Source organism: Mycobacterium sp. TH-M116, assembly GCF_057473685.1.
The window spans coordinates 1-20,563 of record NZ_JBYCLC010000146.1 but is presented as its reverse complement, the minus strand read 5'-3'; the positions used below and the strand labels follow the sequence as shown (position 1 = coordinate 20,563).

Below are 20,563 nucleotides of genomic sequence, written 5' to 3'. Positions count from 1 at the left end.
TCGCTGACCGCGGTGGAGATGCGCAACCGGCTCAAAACCGCTTCCGGCCTGGCCCTGTCGCCGACGCTGATCTTCGACTACCCGAACTCCGCCGCGCTGGCCGGTTACATGCACCGCGAGCTCGTCGGAACATCCGGGCCAGGCGCCCCGGCCGCGGCCCCCGGCGAGGCCGAGATCCAGCGGGTGGTGAGTTCGATCCCGGTCAAGCGTCTCCGCCAGGCGGGGGTTCTGGAGTTGTTGCTGGCGTTGGCCAACGAGTCCAACGGCAGCGACGTCGGGGTCGGGGGTCAGCCCGCGCCGGCGGCGACCACCGAGAAGAGCATCGCGGACATGGATCTCGACGACCTGGTCAACGCCGCACTGCTGGACAACGATGACTAGCCGGGACGGTCGGTGAGAATCGCGATCACGGGGGCGAGCGGGGTCCTCGGGCGCGGGCTCGCGGCCCGGCTTCTCAGCCAGGGGCACGACGTCGTCGGGCTGGCGCGGCATCGGCCCCAAAGCTGGCCCAGCGCGGCCGAATTCATTTCGGGCGACGTCCGGGACGCGGGCGTGGTCAAGCTGTGCGTCGACGGCGCCGACGTCGTCGCGCACTGCGCGTGGGCGAAGAGCCCCGGACCCGCGCACCGAATCGCCGGCCAGGTGAACCTCGGGGGCACGAGGAACGTCCTCGACGCGATGGCACAGAACGGCTCGCGGCGCGTCGTCTTCCCGTCCTCGGCCCACGTCTACGGTTGGGACGGCTCCGCGCACACCGAGCGCGACGCGAGGGCCCCGGTCGTCGCCGGCGGCGTCCAGCAGGCCCGGGTCGAGGAGATGCTGGCGGCCGCCGACGCCGAATCGGTCGCGATCCGCTGCGCGCTGATCGTCGGTCGCGGCGTCGACAACTGGGTGCGCCGGCTGCTCGCGCTGCCGGTTTTGCCCGACGGCGGCGCCGACGGCCCGGTTCAGGTTGTGCATCTCGACGACGCGCTGCGGGTGTTGACCCGTGCCCTGCTGGACACCGGGATCACCAGTGGCCCGGTCAATCTCGCCGCGCCGGGCGTGCCCACGTTCCGCCAGGTCGCCGCCGCGGTCGGCCGGACGGTGGTGCCGGTGGTGGGCCCTGCCGCCGCGCTGCTGCGGCTTAGCCTGCCCTCGCTCTCCGAGCTGGAGTTGGTGCAACGCACCCCACTGATGGACACCGCGCGGCTGAGCGAGGAGTGGGGATTCGCAACGGCATGGAACGCCGACGAATGTATCGAGGACCTGGCGCTGGGCATGCGCGGCCGGTTGACGGTGGGCCGCCGGGTGGTCTCCCTGCCGTGGCGGCTGGCCACCATCGACGATCCGCCCGCCGCCGACGTACCCGCCGCCGACGGGGTGGTGCCCGTCCCGGGCGGCCCCGAAGGGCTCAACGGCGAATTCGACACGCCGATCGACCCCCGTTTTCCGACCTTCCTGGCCACCAATCTGTCCGAGGCGCTGCCCGGGCCGTTTTCGCCTTCCTCGGCGTCGGTAACCGTCCGCGGGCTTCGCACTGCCGGCGTGGGCGTCGCCGAGCGGCTGCGGCCGGGGGGGATCATCCAGCGCGAAATCGCCATGCGCATGGTCGCGGTGTTCGCCCATCGCCTATACGGGGCGATCACAACGGCGCATTTCATGGCCGAGACGGTGCCGTTCGTCAAGCCCGCGACTGTCGTCAGCAAGAGCGGGTTCTTCGGCCCCAGCATGGCGTCCCTGCCGATCTTCGGCGAGGAACGCCCTTCGCCGGAAATACGTTGGGGGCGAAGACAACTGCGTACTATCCGCAACATCGGGGTGTTCGCCGTCAACCAGATCGGCCTGAGTGCCGGTTCGACGCTGGACACCCGGGCGTTCGTCGCCGACATCGACCGCCTGGAGCGTCTCGCGGGCGGTGACCTCACCCGTCTCGACGACGGCCGGCTCCTCAGCCTCATCTCGTTGGCGCGCGATCACGTGGTGCACAGCTGGGTGCTGGCCTCGGGGTCGTTCATGCTGTGCGCCGCGTACAACGTGCTGTTGCGCGGTCTGTGCGGGCGAGATACCGCCCCGTCGGCCGGCCCGGAGTTGGTCAGCGCGCGGTCCGTGGAGGCGGTGCAGCGGCTCGTGGTTGCGGCGCAACACAACCCGGATGTACCGCGGCTGCTGGCCGAGCCGGGGGAGCGCCTCGGCAAGCTGGCGATCGAGGCCCCGGAGTTTCACGCTGCGGTGCTGACCGAGCTGGATCTGATCGGGCATCGTGGTCCCGCCGAACTCGAGATGCTCTCGACCAGTTACGCCGACGACCCGGAGTTGCTGGTTCGGATGGTGACCCGGACGATCGGTGCATCGCCGGCGCCGGCTCCGCAGCACCCGCGAATCCCGTTGCAAGCCAGACCCGTCGCGGCGCTGTTCGTGCGGCAGCTGCGCGACCGGGAGGTGCGCCGGGACAAGATGGTGCGCGCCAACTGGGTGCTGCGCGGGTTGTTGCGGGAATACGGGCGCCGCCTGGCCGACGCCGGCGTCATCGATGCCGCCGCCGACGTGTTCTACCTGCTGGTCGATGAGCTCGACGCGCTTCCGGCGGACGTCGCGGAGCTGGCGGCCCACCGCCGCGCCGAACGACTCCGGCTGGCCGGCGTCGTCCCGCCGGCGGTCTTCAGCGGAAGCTGGCAGCCGGCGACCGCATCGACGGCGGTGCTGGGCAGCGGCGGCACCCTGCGCGGCGTCGGCGTCTGCGGGGGACGGGTGCGCGGTCGGGTGCGCATCGTGCGGCCCGAGACCATCGACGACCTGGAGCCCGGAGAAATCCTCGTCGCCGAGGTCACCGACGTCGGTTATACGGCCGCCTTCTGCTACGCCGCCGCGGTGGTCACCGAGCTGGGCGGGCCGATGTCGCATGCGGCCGTGGTGGCCCGGGAGTTCGGCTTCCCGTGTGTGGTCGACGCCCAGGGGGCCACCCGCTTGCTGCCGTCCGGAGCCCTCGTCGAGGTCGACGGCGCGACGGGAGAGATCCAGGTGCTCGAACCGGGCCCGGACGCTCATCCGGTGCTTCCGGAAAACAACGACACCCCTTGATTCGACAACAATGAGCGAGCCGCGGTGAGTCAACCGCACTGCGTTTGCGCCGGGGACGGCCACGGTACTCTCATGCCCGTGCTTGGGACCCCTTTTCCGGTTTTGCTACGTAAACGTGCCGCCCTGCAGCCCGACGACGTGGCATATACGTTTGTCGACTACGAGCGGGACTGGGCCGGTGTCGCCGAAAGCGTGACCTGGCCGCAGCTGTATCGGCGAGTGCGAAACGTTGCGCGCGAACTCAGGCTTTGTGCCTCACCCGGCGACCGCGCCGTGATATCGGCGCCGCAGGGGCTCGACTACATCGTTGCCTTCCTGGGCGCTTTGGAGGCCGGGATCATCGCGGTTCCGCTGTCGGTGCCGCTGGGAGGGGTGGCCGATGAGCGGGTCGAATCAGTGCTGCGCGATGCGTCGGCAACCGTAGTTCTGACCACATCCGCCGTCGTCGGCGACGTCGCCGGACATGTCACGCGCCGGTCCGGGGAACCTGCCCCGTCGATCATCGAGATCGATGTGCTCGACCTGGACGCACCGGCCCGATTCGAGACCGGGGAACACAACTACCAAAGCACCGCGTATGTGCAATACACGTCCGGGTCGACGCGCAGGCCGGCCGGAGTAATGGTTTCTTATTCCAACCTCCAGGTTAATTACAAACTGACGATGGCCGGCTGTTTTCCGCAAAGCGGAGGCACTGCCCCTGCAAATCACACCATTGTGTCGTGGACGCCGTTCTATCACGACCTGGGTTTGATCATGGGTGTTTGTACGCCGGTGCTCTCGGGATGCCGCGCGGTCCTGACCAGCCCGGCGGCTTTCCTGGAGCGGCCGGCCCGCTGGATGCAGTTGCTGGCCTCCTATCCCAGCGCATCGACGGGAGCACCCAACTTCGCTTTGGATCTGGCGGCCCGCAGAACAACAGACGACGACATGGCGGGGCGTGACCTCTCCGACGTGCTGGCCATCATGCCCGGTGCCGAACGGGTACGCCCCGAAACACTCGAACGCTTCACGCAGCGGTTTGCCCGCTTCAACCTGCGCGACACGGTGATCCGGCCCACGTACGGGCTCGCGGAGGCGACGTTGTACGTGGCGACCAGCACAGAGGGTGAACCCCCGAAGATCGTCGACTTCGAGCCCGAAAAGCTGACCGTCGGCCAGGCGCAACGGTGCGCAGGCGGGACCGGCACGGCGCTGGTCGGTTATCCGGCGCTGCAAGGGCCCACCCTGCGGATCGTCGATCCCGCGACCGGCACCGAGTGCCCGGACGAAACGACCGGCGAGATCTGGGTGCACGGCGGCAACGTCAGCACGGGCTATTGGCGCAAGCCCGACGAGACCGAACGCACCTTCGGCGCCGTGCTGGTCGAACCCTCGGCCGGCACGCCCGAGGGGCCTTGGCTGAGGACCGGGGACCTGGGTTTCGTCTCTGATGACGCGCTGTTCATCGTGGGCCGCATCAAGGACCTGCTGATCATCTACGGACGCAACCACGCTCCCGACGACATCGAGGCGACGATCCAGGAGATCACCCGCGGCCGGGTCGCGGCGATCGCCGCTCCCGATGACGGCATGGAGCAGCTTGTCGTCGTCGTGGAGGTCAAGAAGCGGGGCGATTCCGAGAAGGATGCGATGCACGAATTCGCACTCATCAAGCGCGAGGTCATCTCGGCGGTCTCCCACTCACACGGCCTGCGGGTCGCGGATCTGGTCATGGTGGCTCCCGGTTCGATTCCGATCACCACCAGCGGCAAGATCAGACGATCGACATGCGTGGAGCTGTACCGGCGAAACGAATTCGTCCGCATGAACTCGGACTAGAGCGGCCGGCTTTTGGGCCCGGACGCATAACGGAAGGCGGGCGTCGAGACAGATTGCGGCCTCGATCAGTTCGGCAAGGCCGCGCAATGAATCCTCGGCCAGCTCCCCCGCGAGACGGCGGCCATGACCGGTGTGGTGATGATGCTGGCCGGTCACGAAACCAGCGCGCCGGTGACTTCCTCGTGATGAACCTGTCCGCGGGCAACTGGGATCCCGAGTTCACCGACGATCCGGAGACCTTCGATCCCGGTCGGAATACCCGGGGGCACTTGGGTTTCGGCTAGGACACCCACCAGTGCCTCGGCCAAAACCTCGCGCGGGTCGAGATGCAGGTCGCGTTCACCACGCCGGCGCGGCGGCTGCCCGGGCTGAAACGGGCCGCGCCGCCGGAAGAGTTGAGCGCCAAAGAGGCCGACATCTACGGTATGAAGGAGCTTCCCGTCACCTGGTGATGCGTGCGGTCGCCCGCACGCAGGCGGCGGAGCCGCTTGTGGATCGCGTCGGCGGCGAGGACGGCGGGTATGGCGAGCAGGGCGGTCAGCCACCCGGCCCACGACGGGCCGGTTTGGCCGAGCAGGTGCGCGAGCGGTGGCACATACAGGAAGGCCGCCAGCATCGCGAGTTCGGCGCCGACGGCGCCCAGCAGCAGACGGTTGGTCCGCCACGGAACGTTCCAGGCGGGGCGCAGCGTGCTGCGGCAGGCGAAGGCGTTGGCCACCTGCCCGAACACCACGGCGCTGAACGCGGCACCCGAGGCCGCGAGCAGCGCCGGACCGTGGGGGAAGGGCGCACCGGGTCGCCAGCCGAGGGCCAGGAACGCGGTCAGGAAGGCGCCGAGCTCCACGGCGGCCTCGACCGGGCCCAGCACCCCGAACGCGCGTGCGAACAGGCGCCCGTCCAGCAGGTGGCCGTGCGTCGGGGGCCGGTCGAGCACGTGCGCGGCGGCCGGCTCGGCACCCAACGCCAGGGCGGGCAGGACGTCGGTGCCGATGTCGAGCGCCAACACCTGCAGCACCCCGATCGCGAGGGGGAACGTCCCGGCGCTGAGTGCCCACACGACGAACGGGGCGAGCTCGGCCACGTTGTCGGTGAGATGGTAGGTGAGGAAGCGGCGCAGGTTGGCGAACGTGGCCCGGCCCTGTTCGACGGCGGCGACGATGGTGCTGAAGTTGTCGTCGAGCAACACCAGGTCGGCGGCCTCGCGGGCCACGTCGGTGCCGGACCGGCCCATGGCCACCCCGATCGCCGCCTCGCGCAGGGCCGGCGCGTCGTTGACACCGTCTCCGGTCATGGCCACGACGTGACCGCGGTGGCGCAGCGCCCGCGCGATGCGCAGCTTGTCCTCGGGGGTGACCCGGGCGACGACGACGCCGTCGTGGTCGAGCAGTGCGCCGAGTTCGGCATCCGCGGCGGGCAGGTCTCGGCCGGTCAGCACGAGTTGCTCCGGCCCCAGCAGGCCCACCTCGGCCGCGACGGCCCTGGCGGTGTCGGGATGATCGCCGGTCACCATGGCGACCTGGATGCCGGCGCGCCGGCACGCGGCCAGCGCCGCCGCCGCACCCTGGCGCGGAGGGTCTTCCAGCGCGACCAGCCCCAGCAGCGTCAGGTCGCGCTCGGCCTCGGCCGCCGAACCCGGCGGTTCGGCCGTGGCGAGGTCTCGCGCGGCGACTGCGAGCACGCGCAGGCCGCGGTGGGCCAGCGCCCGCAGCGCCTCGACCGCGCCGGTCGGGACCGCGCAAAGCGGAAAGACCGCATCGGGGGCGCCTTTGACCAGCACGCGGTTTCCGGTGACCACGGACATGCGGCGCCGGCGGGCGTCGAACGGGAACCGCGCCCGCTCCGGGGCCGATCGGGCGCTGTCGTCGGTGTCGACGCCGACCCGTCGCGCGAAGGCGTCCAGGGCGGCCTCCATCGGATCGCCGTGCGGTACCCAGCGGCCGTCCTTCTCACTCACCCGCCCCGACGAGCACCGCGCGGCCACCCATGCCACGTCCCGCAGCGGGGCCTCGTCCCCGGCCCAGTGAATCGTGGCCACGGGTTCGTAGCCGTTGCCGTCGATGGTGGCGGTGCCGTCGGGCATCCAGACCTCGACCACCGACATCTCGTTGCGGGTCAGGGTGCCGGTCTTGTCAGTGCAGATGAAGGTCGTCGAGCCCAGCGTCTCGACCGCCTCGAGGTTGCGCACCAACGCGTGCCGGCCGGCCATCCGCTGCGCCCCGATCGCCAGCGACAGGGTGACGGTCGGCAGCAGGCCCTCGGGCACGATGGCGACCGTCACCCCGACCGCGAACAGAAATCCGGCGGAGGGAGGCATGCCGACCAGCAGCGCGACACCGAAGAAAACCGACCCGACCACGACGGCGACCACGGCGATGAGGCGCGACACGCGGTCGAGCTCTTTGCGCAGCGGGGTCGGAGCGGGCCGCTGCGCCTGGGTGAGCCGGGCGATCCCGGCCAGCCGGGTATGCCGTCCGGTCGCCTCGACGGTAGCCCGGGCCTCACCTTCGACCGCGAAACAGCCGGCCGGTACGGCCTCGCCCGCCGCGGGGTGCTCGGGCACGCTCTCCCCGGTCAGCGCCGAGGTGTCGACCGCCAGCGCATTCGCGACGTCGAGCCGCAGGTCGGCTGAAATGCGGTCGCCTTCGGCAAGCAGCACCACGTCGCCGACCACCAGATCTTCGGCCGGCACCTGCCGGGCCATGCCGTCGCGGACCACGGTGGCGCGCCGCGGAAGCAGCTCGCTCAACCGTTCGGCGGCGTGCTCGGCGCGCTGTTCCTGAGCGAACGCGAACAGCCCGTTGATCACGATGACGACGAACACCGCCACACCCAGCTGCGGCATCCCCGCGACGAATGCCAGCGCGCCGGCCACCCAGAACAGAAGCGCGAAGAAGTGGACCATCTCGGCCAACAGCCGCCGCCAGGCCGGGATTCTGCGTGCCACCGGAAGCCGGTTGGGGCCCTCGGCGTCCAGCCGCGCGGCGGCCTCCGCCGATGTGAGTCCCACCCGCAACACCTCGGAGCCCGTGACGCTCATCGCGTGCCGCGCGGATTTTCACCGTGGGGGTGGTTCGTCGGTCGCTGCCGCACCCAACCGCGGGCGATGCCCACGGCAACCAGGCACAACACCGACGCGATCACCACGCCCGACACCACCAGGCCGACGACCCCGACCGCGCCCATTGAACCTCCCGCTCGCTCATCAGCCAGCGAAGACGAACGCGGCGCCGCCGGATAGAGCCCAAGGTCACGATCGGTCCCGGACGTGGCGCCGGCGCGGCCTCAGCAGGCGAACGCCAGGCCGACGCCGTCGGGCGGCGGCACAGGCTGCAGGCAGCCGAACCGCTCGATGCCGGCTGTGCTGAATCGCACCGCCGAACGGTGGGCATAGTTCACACAGAACAGACCAGCCCGGTCGGCCCGGCAGCGGTAGTCACCGAACGACAGCGAATCCCCGTCGGCCAGTGCGGGCCCGTGACCGTCGACGAACGGGCCCGGGTCACCGCGGGCCGCGCCCACCTGCAAGTTCGTCCCATCGAAAAAGACCCACCCGTCTTTCCATTCGCCGTAGGCCGTCGCGGGCGCGGGCGCGGGATTGGTCAGCTCGACCAGGCAAACCGGCGCGGGCCCGGTGCGTTTGGCGTCGGTCATGCACGCGACTTTGCCGACTTGGGCGGTGAACGCGACGTCGCCGCCGAGTGGGGTGACGACACCGTCGCGCGTCACGTTGTGAAAGCCGGCGGGGTCGGCAGGGCGACCCGCCTCGATCCAGGCGATCACGTCCGAGATCGCGGCGCCCGACGTCGGTGCGGTTGACGGAGCCGGCCTGCTCGACGAGGTGGTGGTCGTCGCCGGGGTGCTCCCGGGTGCTTCGGGGCCGGGCCGCGGTTCACCGCGCTGACCGTGTGAGCAGCCGGCGACGAGCAACGTCAGCGCGACCAGCGCGGCGATCCGCATTGAGCCAGGCTAACCGCCGGTCCACGAACCAGCACCGACTGAGGCGCTGCGCGCGCGTTCTGCGCGTCGATTCGGCTACGGTCGGCTCATGCATGAGCGCACCGTCCGCGCGCAAACCTCTGCCGGCACCGTCGAAGGTTTCACCCGCGACGGGGTGAACCGGTGGCGATCCATCCCGTACGCCCGCCCCCCACTGGGGCCGCTGCGCTTGCGGGCGCCCCAGCCGGCCCGGCCCTGGTCGGGAGTGCGGCACTGCCACGGATTCGCCAACTGCGCGCCCCAGCAGCGTCGCTACACCCTGCTCGGGGTCGGCAAGTACCAGCCCATGAGCGAGGACTGCCTGACCCTCAACGTCGTCACCCCCGAATCCGCCGGTGCGCAACCGCTTCCGGTGATGGTCTTCATCCACGGCGGGGGGTACTTCCTGGGCAGCTCCGCCACGCCGCTGTACGACGGCGGGGCATTGGCCCGCCGTGGATGCGTCTACGTCTCGGTCAACTACCGATTGGGGGCGCTGGGGTGCCTGGACCTGTCGTCGCTGTCGACGGCGCAGGTCCCCATCGAGAGCAATCTTTACCTGCGCGACCTGGTGCTGGCGTTGCAGTGGGTTCGTGACAACATCGCGGAGTTCGGCGGTGATCCCGCCAACGTCACCATCTTCGGCGAGAGTGCCGGCGCGTGCATCACCTCCACGTTGTTGGCGGTGCCCGCCGCCGAAGAGCTGTTCGCCCGGGCGATCTCGGAGAGCCCGGCCTCGGGCCTGACGCGGTCCAAAGACATCGCGGACGAGTTCGCGAACCGGTTCGCCGATTTGCTCGGGGCGCGAAGGCGCGACGCCGCCGACGCGCTGATGCAGGTGTCCGCGGCCCAACTGGTGAAGATCCAGCACCGCCTGATCGAGCAGGGCATGACGAACAGGTTGAACGCCTTTCCGATCGGCCCCGTCGTCGGCGACGACATCCTGCCGATGGATCCCGTTGACGCGATGCGGTGCGGACGGGCGCACCGGGTGCCGCTCATCGTGGGGACCAACGCCGACGAGGGGCGCCTGTTCACGCGCTTCCTGACGATGCTGCCGACGAATGAAACGATGGTCGAAGAACTGCTGGCCGACACCGAACCGGCCGCCCGCGAACGCATCACCGCCGCCTACCCGGACTACCCGGCGCCCTCGGCGTGCATCCAGCTCGGCGGCGACTTCGCGTTCAGCTCGGCGGCCTGGCAGATCGCCGAGGCCCACGGCACCCACGCACCCACGTACCTCTACCGCTACGACTACGCTCCGCGAACGCTGCGCTGGACCGGCTTCGGCGCGACCCACGCCACGGAACTGCTCGCGGTTTTCGACATCTATCGGACCAGGTTCGGCGCGCTGCTGACGGCCGCCGGCGACCGGTGTGCCGCGCTGCGGGTCAGCAACCAGGTGCAACGCCGTTGGCGGTCCTTCAGCCACACCGGGGTACCCGGCGACGACTGGCCCGCGTACACCGCCTCCGACCGCGCCGTCATGGTTTTCGACCGCAGGTCTCGCGTCGAGTTCGACCCGCATCCGCACCGCAGGATGGCCTGGGAAGGCTTTTCACTGGCGCGTTGAACTGGCACGCTGACCACCATGCACGCCGACACCGGGCAAGTCATCGAACGACCCGGTGACCTCACTGCCTCCTGGCTGACCGCGGCGATCGGCGCCGGGCCCGTCGCGCACTTCACCGTGGAACGCATCGGCACCGGCCAGATGAGCGAGTGCTACCGCGTCCGGCTCACCTACTCGGACGGGGCGCCCGGCCCCGACCGGCCCGAGTCGGTGGTGCTCAAGGTCGCCGCGACCGACCCGATGAGTCGCCAGACCGGGCTGGCGCTGGGTCTCTACGAACGAGAGGTCTGCTTCTACGGCGACATCGCTCCGCGTCTGGGCGGTCCGGTCGCGCCCTGCTACCACGCCGCAGTCGACACCACCACCGGGGTCTTCGACCTGCTGCTCGGCGACGCGGGCCCGGCGATCGTCGGCGACGAGATCGCCGGTGCCACACCCGAACAGGCCCGCCTGGGTGTCGAGGAGCTGGGCCGGCTGCACGGCCCGCTGCTCGGGGACCCGGCGCTGGCCGAGGCGCCGTGGCTCAACCGCGAGTCGCCACTGCGCCAGGCGATGATCACCCCGCTCTATGCCGGTTTCGTCGACCGCTATGGCGACCAGATCGAGCCGGGACACCGCCTGGTGTGCGAACGCCTGGTGGCCTCGTTCGACGGCTACCTGGCGCAGGAGTCCGAGCCCGGCCGAATCCAGGGCATGGTGCATGGCGACTATCGCCTGGACAACATGCTGTTCGGTACCGAAGGGGCAGACCGCGCGTTGACGGTGGTCGATTGGCAGACCGTCTCGTGGGGCCCGGCGCTGACCGACCTGGCGTATTTCCTGGGCTGTGCCCTGTCGACGCGAGACCGCCGCGAGCACTACGACGGGTTACTGCGGACCTACCACGAGGCATTGGGGCCCAACGCGCCCCTGAGCCTCGCCGACGTCGCCGAAGGTGTGCGCCGCCAGAGCTTTTTCGGGGTGATGATGGCGATCGTCTCCTCGATGCTGGTGGAGCGCACCGAGCGCGGCGACCGGATGTTCATGACGATGCTGCAACGACACTGTACGCACGTGCTCGACACCGACGCGTTGGCGACGCTGCCCGTCGCGACGGCACCCGAGCCGCTGCGACCGTCGCGGGACGACGAACTCGCGCACGCCCCGACCGCCGAGCCGCTGTGGAGTGAAAGCTGGTACGCCGACTTCGTCGATCCCGCACAGGGATTGGGTGGCTGGTTCCGCCTCGGCCTGATCGCCAACCGGCGGCAGGCGTTGGTGCACGCACTGCTGTGTGGCCCGGGCATGCCGACCGTGGCCGTCGACACGCTGGTCCCACTGCCTGCCGATCCGTGGGTGGTGGCCACCGACACCTTCGAGCTGGCCCACTCGGCCACCGCCGCCCTGCAGACCTACCGCGTCGACATCCGCGCGCGGGCCCAGGCGTACGACGACCCTTCTGCCCTGCTGCGCGGGGAGCCTGGCACTCCGGTCGACATGACGATGCATCTGGTGTGGGCCACCGGCGGCGCCCCGTACAAGTACCGGCTCACGACGCGCTACGAAATCCCTTGCAGGGTCTCGGGCACCGTCAGCGTGGACGGCGCCGGCTACCGCGTCGACTCCGTGCCCGGACAGCGCGACCACTCCTGGGGGGTGCGCGACTGGTGGAGCATGGACTGGATCTGGAGCGCGCTGCACCTCGATGACGGCACCCACCTGCACGGGGTGAACATCCGCATACCGGGTGCCCCGGCCTTCAGTGTCGGCTACGTGCAGGATGCCGTCCACGACGTCACCGAGGTGCAGACCGTCGAATCGCGGGAAGCCTTCGGCGCCAACGGGTTACCGCTTGAATCGACACTGGGCTTCGACCCGGGCGGGATCGTTGCGGACCTCGACGTGCGCGGCCAGGCGCCGGTGCGGCTGGTTTCCCCCGACGGGCGGGTCAGTCAGTTCCCGCGTGCCTGGGTCACCGTCACCACCACGGACGGCCGCCGCGGCGTCGGCTGGGTGGAATGGAACCGCAACCTGGCGACCGGGTGAGCGAAGGCCGGGCCCGTGCTCCGTCGCCGATCGTGGTGATGGGTGTCTCGGGCTCGGGCAAGTCGACGGTGGGTTCGGCCCTGGCGCAACGGTTGCGGGTCCCGTTCGTCGACGGCGACACCCTGCACCCGCCGGCCAACATCGCCAAGATGGCCGCCGGCGAGCCGCTCGACGACGACGACCGCCGCCCCTGGTTGGACCTGGTCGGCGAGTGGTTGGCGGGCCACCGCGGCGGCGGTGTGGCGAGCTGTTCGGCGCTCAAACGCGCCTACCGCGACCGATTGCGCGCGCATTGCCCGAACGTGGAGTTCCTGCACCTCAGCGGTTCGCCGGAGCTCATCGGCGACCGGCTGGCCGCCAGGCCAGGTCATTTCATGCCGGCAGCGTTACTGCGTTCGCAGTACGAGGCGCTCGACCCCCTTGGCCCCGACGAGCCGGGTTTCACCGTCGACGTCGGCCGGGATGTCGACGCGATCATTGACACCTACGTGTCGGCGTCATCGACGCGACGACACAAAAGCGGCTGAAAACTGCTGCGCTACGGGGGGCCCGAGCCGCTGAGGTGCTCAGCGGAGCCGCTTTTTCACCTGCGAGCCGACCCGTTCCAGCGCATCCCCGGCAGCCTGGCCGTTCGCGGAATCGGCGAAGTGACGCGTTGATTCGGCGAGTTGCTCGCCGCGGGCCCGGGCGGCGCCGGCCAGTTCGCGGCTGCGCTTGCGTGCGGCTTCGACCAGCGGTGCACCCTTGTCGGCGCCGATCTTCAACCCATGCCTGATCTTCTCGCCGAACTCTTCTAAGTCACTGTCGAGGGTGTCGTGGACCTGGGGAAACTCGGGCAGCGCGGATGAAACCGCATCCGAGAGCCGCTCGGCTGCCCGGCGGCCCCGCCACCCCAGCGACGGCGCGCCCGCGGTGTCGGCGGCCGCGATCATCAACCCGCCCAGCAGGCTGAGGTCCGTCAGGAACTCCTTGCGTTTCTCCGCTTTGCGCTGCGGGTCGGTCTCCGTCCAGAACATGTGCGCGCCGAGGTTGCCCGGCAGTACGGTGCAGGCCAAGGCAGCCGAGGCCACGCGCGGCATCCGCCCAGTGGCCAGCAGCAGGCCGCCCCCGACCTGAACTGCCGCGTTGATCTGCGCGACGGTCCGCGGGTCGCTGGGAATGCTGGTGCCCACCGGATCCGGCAGCGCCTGCAGACCGCCCACCGCGGGCGCCGCGGCCGCGGCCGCGGCCTTGGGGTTGAGCAGTGAATCGATGCCTTGCCCGATGAACACGGCCGACAACAGCGGCCGGGCAATTCTGCGGATCAACATGGCAGGCTGACTACCCCGCCGGCCCGCAATCAAACCGGCGCGTCCCCCGGCCGAAGGTGAGGGCCCATATTCCCAGCTGATGCCCGTAACGCGGCCTCGGTGGCGATACGGTCGATAAGCTGGAGCCCGTGCGGACGTTGGTCATCGTCGACGTGCAGAACGACTTCTGCGAGGGCGGGCCGCTGGCGGTCGCCGGCGCCGCCGCCCTGGCGTCGGCGATCAACAGTTACTTGGCGGATGGCCCGGGATACCGGCACGTCGTCGCGACGAAGGATTGGCACGTCGACCCGGGAGACCACTTTTCCGACCGGCCGGACTATTCGTCGTCCTGGCCGCCGCACTGCATCGCGGGAAGCCCCGGTGCGGACTTTCCTCCCGACCTCGACACCGGCCCGATCGAGGCGGTCTTCTGCAAAGGCGCCTACACCGCCGGGTACAGCGGTTTCGAGGGCTTCGACGAGGACGGGACCTCCCTGCTGGCGTGGTTGCGCAGGCGCGGAGTCGAGGCGGTCGACATCGTCGGCATCGCCACCGACCATTGCGTCAAGAGCACCGCCGAGGACGCAGCGCGGGCCGGTCTGGCAACGCGGGTTCTGGTGAACCTGACCCGCCCCGTCGCCGCGGATTCGGCCGCGCGGGCACTGGCGGAGATGCGGGCCGCGGGCGTCGAGTCGGCCGAGGTGGCCTGAGGGTGGCGCCGCCGAGTCGTTCGTCGGCGCCATGCGACTCGAGTGCGGCGGCGAGACCACGGTGAACGGCCGCCGAGCCAGCGTGGCCGTCGGCTGAACTCGGGGCACGGGCGTGCCATCTGGTTCGACGAGGTGACCCGGCAGGCCGACGCGATGCCTCCCGGTCTGACCGCCGGCCGTGCTGCAACGGTCGGATCGGGTACCAAGGACACTAGACGTAGCCGGCGGCGGGCCGGCCGAGACCGAAGACCGGGGAGCGCCATGGGTGATGAGCCGTTCGGGCGGCGTAGCCTGCTGCGGGGTGCCGGAGCGCTCACCGTGGCGGCGCTGGCGCCGTGGCCGGACGGCTGCAGCTCCGGCGGCGACGACGCGCTCACCTTCTTCTTCACCGCAAACCCCGATGAGCACGCCGCGAGGATGCGTGTCGTCGACGCCTTCCGGCGTCGTCATCCCGACATCAAGGTTCGAACCCTGTTGTCCGGTCCGGGCGTCATGCAGCAGCTCTCGACTTTCTGCGCCGGCGGCCGCTGTCCCGACGTGCTGATGGCGTGGGAGTTGACCTACGCCGAATTGGCCGACCGGGGCGTGTTGCTGGACCTGAACACGATGCTGGCGCGCGATCCGGCCTTCGCCGCCGAGCTCAAGTCGGACAGCATCGGCCCGCTCTACGAGGGCTTCTCGTTCAACGGGGGCCAGTATGCGTTCCCGGAGCAGTGGTCCGGGAACTACCTGTACTACAACAAGAGGCTTTTCGCCGAGGCCGGGGCGCCGGCACCGCCGGGGACGTGGGCGCAGCCGTGGACCTTCGGCCAGTTCCTGGACGCTGCCACCGCACTCACCAAGCGGGACGGATCCGGGCGGACAACGCAGTGGGGATTCGTCGACACATTCCTGCCGGCGGCGACGGCGGGACTGTTCGCCATGAACAACGGCGTGCCGTGGTCGACCCCTCTGAAAAACCCGACCCACTTCAATTTCGGCGACGACGCGTTCATCGAGGCGGTGCAGTTCTACGCCGACCTGGCCAACAGGCACAAGGTTGCGCCCACCGCGTCGGACACCCAGTCGATTTCCACGCCCAATTTGTTCGCGGCGGGCAAGGCGGCCCTCGCGCTGGGCGGCCACTGGCGCTACCAGACGTTCCAGCGCGCGAACGGACTGGAGTTCGACGTCGCGCCACTTCCGACGGGTCCGGCGCTGCCGAAAGGACATGCGGCCTGCTCCAACATCGGCGCCACCGGCCTGGCCATCGCCGCGAGCAGCCAACGTAAGGATCAGGCTTGGGAATTCGTCAAATTCGCGACCGGCCCGATCGGACAGTCGTTGATCGGCGAGTCATGTCTGTTCGCGCCGGCGCTACGATCCGCGCTGGCATCGCGGGGATTCGCCGCGGCCCACAGTCGGTTGAGTAACCTGACCGTGCTCACCGAGGGGCCGGCCTATTCCGAGGCGTTGCCGATCACCCCGGCGTGGGAGAAGGTCAGCGCCCTGATGGACCGCAATTTCGGCCCCGTGCTGCGCGGGTCGAGGCCGGCGAGCTCGCTGGCCCGGATGTCACACGCCGTCGACGAGGTACTACGCAACCCATGACACCGATCGACACCCCCGGCGCGAGATCTCGTCCGTTGCGACGGCGTGCCCGGGCAGGCCGACTGTTCGTGGCGCCGAACCTGGCCGCGGTCAGCATCTTCATGCTGTTCCCGCTCGGGTTCTCGCTGTACATGAGCTTTCAGCAGTGGGACCTTTTCACGCGGCCGAAGTTCGTGGGTCTGAAGAACTTCGGGGACCTCACGTCCGACCCGTTGTTCGTCATCGCCCTTCGCAACACGGTGGTTCTCACGGTCGGCACCGTAGTGCCGACCGTGCTGGTCAGCCTGGTCGTCGCCGCCGTGCTGAGCCGGGAAGTCAAAGGTATCGGGATCTTTCGCACCGTCGTCTTCCTGCCGCTGGCGATCTCCTCGGTGGTGATGGCGGTCGTGTGGCAGTTCGTCTTCGACACCGACAACGGACTGCTCAACATCGTGCTCGGCTGGGCCGGCGTCGGCCCGATTCCCTGGCTGATCCGACCGCACTGGGCCATGGTGTCGCTGTGCATGGTCAGCGTGTGGCGAAGCGTGCCCTTCGCGAGCGTCGTGCTGCTCGCCGCCATACAGGGGGTACCGGCAAACCTGTACGAGGCCGCCAGAATCGACGGCGCCGGCGCGATACGGCAGTTCGTCTCCATCACGCTGCCCATGATCCGGGGTGCGGTGTCGTTTGTGGTCGTCATCTCGGTCATCCACGCCTTCCAGGCGTTCGACCTGGTCTATGTCCTCAACGGGCCCGGTGGCGGGCCGGAGACCGCGACGTATGTGTTGGGTATCATGCTGTTTCAGCACGCGTTCTCCTTCCTGGAGTTCGGATATGCCTCCGCGCTGGCATGGGTGATATTCGCGATCCTGCTGGTGTTGACCGTGCTGCAATTCCGTATCACGCGGCGTCGCTCCTGGGAGGCTTCCCGTGGGCTTGGCTGAGCACCCCGCGCGCATGTTCAGGCGCAACGTCATCCGGACCGCGGTCGTCTACGTGGCCCTGATCTGCATCGCCTGCTGTGCACTGTTCCCGATCGCCTGGGCGGTCTCGGGGTCCCTGAAGAAGGAGGGCGAGGTCACCGAGCCGACGTTGTTGCCGGCCCACCCGCAGTGGTCGAACTACACCGAAGTGTTCGCGTTGATGCCGTTCTGGCGGATGTTCTTCAACACGGTTCTCTATGCCGGCTGCGTCACGGCCGGGCAGGTGTTCTTCTGCTCACTGGCCGGATATGCCTTCGCGCGCCTGCAATTCCGCGGTCGCGATGCGCTGTTCTTGGTCTATCTGGCCACTCTGATGGTGCCGTTGACGGTCACCGTCATCCCACAGTTCATCCTCATGCGGACTCTGGGCTGGGTCGACACCCCGTGGGCGATGATCGTGCCAGGTTTGTTCGGCAGCGCTTTCGGCACTTACCTGATGCGGCAGTTCTTCCTGACCCTGCCCACTGACCTGGAGGAGGCCGCGATTCTCGACGGGTGCTCCTCGTGGCAGGTCTACTGGCGGATTCTGCTGCCTCATGCCAGGCCCGCGGTGCTGGTACTCGCGGTGCTCACGTGGGTCAACGTGTGGAACGACTTCCTGTGGCCGCTGCTGATGATCCAGCGCAACAGCCTGGCCACGCTCACCCTCGGGCTGGTCCGGATGCGCGGGGAGTATGTCGCCCGCTGGCCGGTGCTGATGGCGACGTCGATGCTGATCATGCTGCCGCTGGTCGTCATCTACGCCATCGCGCAGCGTTCCTTCGTCCGCGGTATTGCGGTGACCGGACTCGGTGGCTAGACGTGGCTTCGGTGAGCTTCGAGCAGGCAACCCGCTGCTACCCGGGCGCGGACCGGCCGGCCCTGGACGGACTCGACCTGGTGGTGGGTGACGGCGAGTTCGTCGTGCTGGTCGGCCCGTCCGGGTGCGGCAAGACGACCTCGCTGCGGATGGTGGCCGGATTGGAGACGCTGGATTCCGGGCGCATCCGCATCGGTGATCGAGATGTCACCGACGTCGACCCGAAGTACCGCGACGTCGCGATGGTCTTCCAGAACTACGCTCTCTACCCGCACATGACCGTCGCGCAGAACATGGGCTTCGCCTTGAAGGTCGCCAGGACGCCGAAGGCCGAGATTCGCGAACGGGTGCTGGCCGCTGCCGAACTACTCGACCTGCGTTCGTATCTGGACCGCAAACCCAAGGACCTGTCCGGGGGGCAGCGCCAGCGGGTCGCGATGGGGCGCGCCCTCGTGCGTCGTCCGCAGGTGTTCCTGATGGACGAACCGCTGTCCAATCTCGACGCCAAACTGCGGGTGCAGACGCGAAACCAGATCGCCTCGCTGCAAAGGCGACTCGGCACCACCACGGTTTATGTCACCCACGATCAGGTGGAGGCCATGACGATGGGCGACCGTGTTGCCGTGCTGCGCGACGGACTGTTGCAACAGGTCGCCGCGCCCCGCGAGATCTACCGCAATCCCGACAACGCCTTCGTGGCCGGCTTCATCGGTTCGCCCGCGATGAACCTTTTCACCCTGCCGATCGTGGATTCGTCGGTCTTGTTGGGGGATTTGCCGATTCCGATAACACGCGAGATCGCCTCGGCAGCGGCAGAAGTCGTCGTCGGAGTGCGTCCCGAACATTTGCAGGTGAATGACCCCGGGGTTGAGAGGGGGTTCGAGATGCAGGTCGACGTGGTCGAGGAGCTGGGTGCGGATGCCTACCTGTATGGGCGAATCAGTTTCCCGGGCAATACTGTCGATCAGCCCGTCGTGGCACGGGTCGACGGACGCCGGCCACCAGAGCGGGGTAGCCGCGTGCGGTTGAATCCCGAACCCGATCACCTACATTTCTTCGGCGCCGACGGTCGACGGATCCGTTGAGTGCGGCGCGGCGTGCCGCGCGGCGGCCCGCCGGATCCGGGCTAAGGTGGCGGCCGTGAGCGTGGCACACGCCGACCTGGTGTGCGAAGGCGGCGGCGTGCGGGGCATCGGACTCGTGGGTGCGGTGGAGGCCTTGGCCGAAGCCGACTACCGGTTCCCCCGCGTCGCCGGCAGCAGCGCGGGCGCGATCGTCGCCTCGCTGGTGGCAGCTCTGCAGGCCGCCGGCGAACCGCTGAGCCGGCTCGCCGAGGTGATGCGCAGCATCGATTACCGAAAGTTCCTCGACCGCAGCCTGATCGGTCGAGTACCGGTGATCGGCGGGGGACTGTCGCTACTGGTGTCGGACGGGGTGTACCAGGGGGCCTACCTGGAGCGGTTGATCGGCGGATTGCTGGGGGACCTGGGCGTGCGCACGTTCGGTGACCTGCGCACCGGCGAGAAACCCGAACAGTTCGCCTGGTCGCTGGTCGTGACCACCAGCGACCTGTCCCGACGCCGCCTGGTGCGCATTCCGTGGGACCTGCCCGACTACGGTGTCGAACCGGACGACTTCCCCGTGGCCCGCGCCGTGCACGCCTCGGCGGCGATCCCGTATGTGTTCCAACCGGTCCGGGTCGCCGGCGCCACCTGGGTCGACGGCGGATTGCTGTCGGATTTCCCGGTGCAGCTGTTCGACGAGCTCGACGGCCGGCCCCGTTGGCCGACGTTCGGTATCCGGCTGTCGGCGCGCCCCGGCATTCCGCCCACCCACCCGGTGCATGGGCCGGTGTCGCTGGGAATCGCCGCCATAGAAACGCTGATGAGCAACCAGGACAACGCCTACATCGACGACCCGTGCACCGTGCGGCGCACCATTTTCGTCCCCGCCGACGAGGTCAGTCCCATCGATTTCAACCTGTCCGCGCAGCAACGAGATGCCCTCTACCGACGCGGTCTGCGAGCGGGCCGACAGTTTCTGACGACATGGAATTACGCGGACTATCTGGCTACGTGCGGTCCACCTCGCCACGGCCGGGAGTAGAGCACAGGCCGCGGAACGCGTCGCCGACAACTTGTGATGTCGGCCGCTGGCGCGCCGCACCGGCGATCACCGGCGAGCCCTCGTACTATCGCCGACGTGGTGGATCGCTATGGAACCGACGTGCTGGCCGCAGGCCGGCGCACGCCTCGTTCGACCGAGCACCCGGCCGAGTTGGGTTTGGTGGTCGAGGATGCGCAGACGGGCTACGTGGGCGCGGTGGTGCGGGTCGAATACGGTCGGGTCGACCTGGAAGACCGGCGAGGGCGCACGCGTGGCTTTCCCCTCGGGCCGGGTTATCTGCTGGACGGGCGTCCGGTGATCCTCACCGCGCCGCGTCGTCTGGCGCCGCCCGCGCCGGCCAGAACGGCGTCGGGATCCGTCGCGGTCCCACGCGCGCGCGCCCGGGTCGCGCGCGCCAGCCGGATCTACGTCGAGGGACGCCATGACGCCGAGCTCATCGCACAGGTGTGGGGCGACGACCTTCGGGTGGAGGGCGTCGTCGTCGAGCACCTCGGCGGCGTCGACGACCTGGTGGACATCGTGACCGAATTCGGTCCCGGGCCGGGGCGCCGGCTCGGTGTGCTCGTCGACCACCTCGTCACCGGATCGAAGGAGGCGCGCATCGCCGACGCGGTGCGGCGCGGACCGGG

General features: G+C 69.3%; 17 protein-coding genes and 1 pseudogene. 14 read left to right on the top strand and 4 right to left on the bottom strand.

Features of this window, described 5'->3' with window-relative positions:
• The 4 genes and pseudogenes from AC2VOK_RS06995 to AC2VOK_RS06980 all read left to right on the top strand — a co-directional run.
• Positions 1–381, top strand: a 381-nt coding sequence (locus AC2VOK_RS06995) for an acyl carrier protein (RefSeq protein WP_428899813.1), incomplete at its 5' end; no start/stop codon positions are given.
• A 12-nt stretch (positions 382–393) separates the two neighbouring features.
• A complete protein-coding gene (locus tag AC2VOK_RS06990) occupies positions 394–3,060 on the top strand; it encodes a sugar epimerase family protein (protein ID WP_428899812.1) in 2,667 nt (888 codons plus the stop codon).
• A 72-nt stretch (positions 3,061–3,132) separates the two neighbouring features.
• Entirely contained in the window at positions 3,133–4,881 is a 1,749-nt protein-coding gene (locus AC2VOK_RS06985; RefSeq protein ID WP_428899811.1) for an AMP-binding protein, read from the top strand.
• Between the two features lie 164 nt (positions 4,882–5,045).
• Positions 5,046–5,333: pseudogene (locus tag AC2VOK_RS06980) on the top strand (cytochrome P450); the annotation flags it as partial.
• Here AC2VOK_RS06980 and AC2VOK_RS06975 read toward each other — a convergent pair.
• The 3 genes from AC2VOK_RS06975 to AC2VOK_RS06965 all read right to left on the bottom strand — a co-directional run bounded on the left by AC2VOK_RS06975 (position 5,300) and on the right by AC2VOK_RS06965 (position 8,838).
• Positions 5,300–7,918, bottom strand: a complete 2,619-nt coding sequence (locus tag AC2VOK_RS06975; RefSeq protein WP_428899810.1) for a cation-translocating P-type ATPase — start codon at positions 7,916–7,918, stop codon at positions 5,300–5,302. The pseudogene AC2VOK_RS06980 and the gene AC2VOK_RS06975 overlap by 34 nt on opposite strands.
• Positions 7,915–8,064, bottom strand: coding sequence for a hypothetical protein (locus AC2VOK_RS06970; RefSeq protein WP_428899809.1), 150 nt, complete (start codon positions 8,062–8,064; stop codon positions 7,915–7,917). The genes AC2VOK_RS06975 and AC2VOK_RS06970 overlap by 4 nt, the downstream gene beginning before the upstream one ends.
• A gap of 99 nt (positions 8,065–8,163) precedes the next feature.
• Positions 8,164–8,838, bottom strand: a complete 675-nt coding sequence (locus AC2VOK_RS06965; protein WP_428899808.1) for a hypothetical protein — start codon at positions 8,836–8,838, stop codon at positions 8,164–8,166.
• 88 nt (positions 8,839–8,926) lie between these two features.
• Between AC2VOK_RS06965 and AC2VOK_RS06960 the strand changes: the two genes are divergently transcribed.
• The 3 genes from AC2VOK_RS06960 to AC2VOK_RS06950 are packed head-to-tail and all read left to right on the top strand — an operon-like array spanning position 8,927 to position 12,984.
• Complete coding sequence (locus AC2VOK_RS06960) at positions 8,927–10,432, top strand: carboxylesterase/lipase family protein (protein ID WP_428899807.1); 1,506 nt, start codon at positions 8,927–8,929, stop codon at positions 10,430–10,432.
• A gap of 18 nt (positions 10,433–10,450) precedes the next feature.
• A complete protein-coding gene (locus AC2VOK_RS06955; protein ID WP_428899806.1) occupies positions 10,451–12,457 on the top strand; it encodes a DUF7064 domain-containing protein in 2,007 nt (668 codons plus the stop codon).
• 38 nt (positions 12,458–12,495) lie between these two features.
• Positions 12,496–12,984, top strand: coding sequence for a gluconokinase (locus tag AC2VOK_RS06950; protein ID WP_428899815.1), 489 nt, complete (start codon positions 12,496–12,498; stop codon positions 12,982–12,984).
• A gap of 39 nt (positions 12,985–13,023) precedes the next feature.
• Here AC2VOK_RS06950 and AC2VOK_RS06945 read toward each other — a convergent pair whose 3' ends face one another.
• On the bottom strand, positions 13,024–13,767 hold the full coding sequence (locus AC2VOK_RS06945; protein ID WP_428899805.1) for a DoxX family protein: 744 nt from the start codon (positions 13,765–13,767) through the stop codon (positions 13,024–13,026).
• Between the two features lie 128 nt (positions 13,768–13,895).
• On the opposite strand from AC2VOK_RS06945, the gene pncA reads away from it, so the two are divergent.
• From pncA to AC2VOK_RS06910, 7 genes are all read left to right on the top strand, one after another.
• Positions 13,896–14,456, top strand: a complete 561-nt coding sequence (gene pncA, locus AC2VOK_RS06940) for a pyrazinamidase PncA (protein WP_428899804.1) — start codon at positions 13,896–13,898, stop codon at positions 14,454–14,456.
• Between the two features lie 261 nt (positions 14,457–14,717).
• The gene (locus tag AC2VOK_RS06935) at positions 14,718–16,046 is read left to right on the top strand and encodes an ABC transporter substrate-binding protein (protein WP_428899803.1); all 1,329 of its coding nucleotides are present in this window, start codon (positions 14,718–14,720) and stop codon (positions 16,044–16,046) included.
• Positions 16,043–16,969, top strand: a complete 927-nt coding sequence (locus AC2VOK_RS06930) for a carbohydrate ABC transporter permease (protein ID WP_428899802.1) — start codon at positions 16,043–16,045, stop codon at positions 16,967–16,969. Before AC2VOK_RS06935 ends, AC2VOK_RS06930 begins: the two co-directional genes overlap by 4 nt.
• 13 nt (positions 16,970–16,982) lie before the next feature.
• On the top strand, positions 16,983–17,807 hold the full coding sequence (locus AC2VOK_RS06925; RefSeq protein WP_428899814.1) for a carbohydrate ABC transporter permease: 825 nt from the start codon (positions 16,983–16,985) through the stop codon (positions 17,805–17,807).
• A gap of 2 nt (positions 17,808–17,809) precedes the next feature.
• Positions 17,810–18,892 carry an ABC transporter ATP-binding protein gene (locus tag AC2VOK_RS06920; protein WP_428899801.1) on the top strand — a complete coding sequence of 361 codons (1,083 nt, stop codon included), beginning with the start codon at positions 17,810–17,812 and terminating at the stop codon, positions 18,890–18,892.
• A 46-nt stretch (positions 18,893–18,938) separates the two neighbouring features.
• Positions 18,939–19,913 carry a patatin-like phospholipase family protein gene (locus AC2VOK_RS06915; protein WP_428899800.1) on the top strand — a complete coding sequence of 325 codons (975 nt, stop codon included), beginning with the start codon at positions 18,939–18,941 and terminating at the stop codon, positions 19,911–19,913.
• Between the two features lie 96 nt (positions 19,914–20,009).
• The coding region (locus AC2VOK_RS06910; RefSeq protein WP_428899799.1) for a DUF3097 family protein at positions 20,010–20,563 on the top strand (554 nt) is incomplete at its 3' end.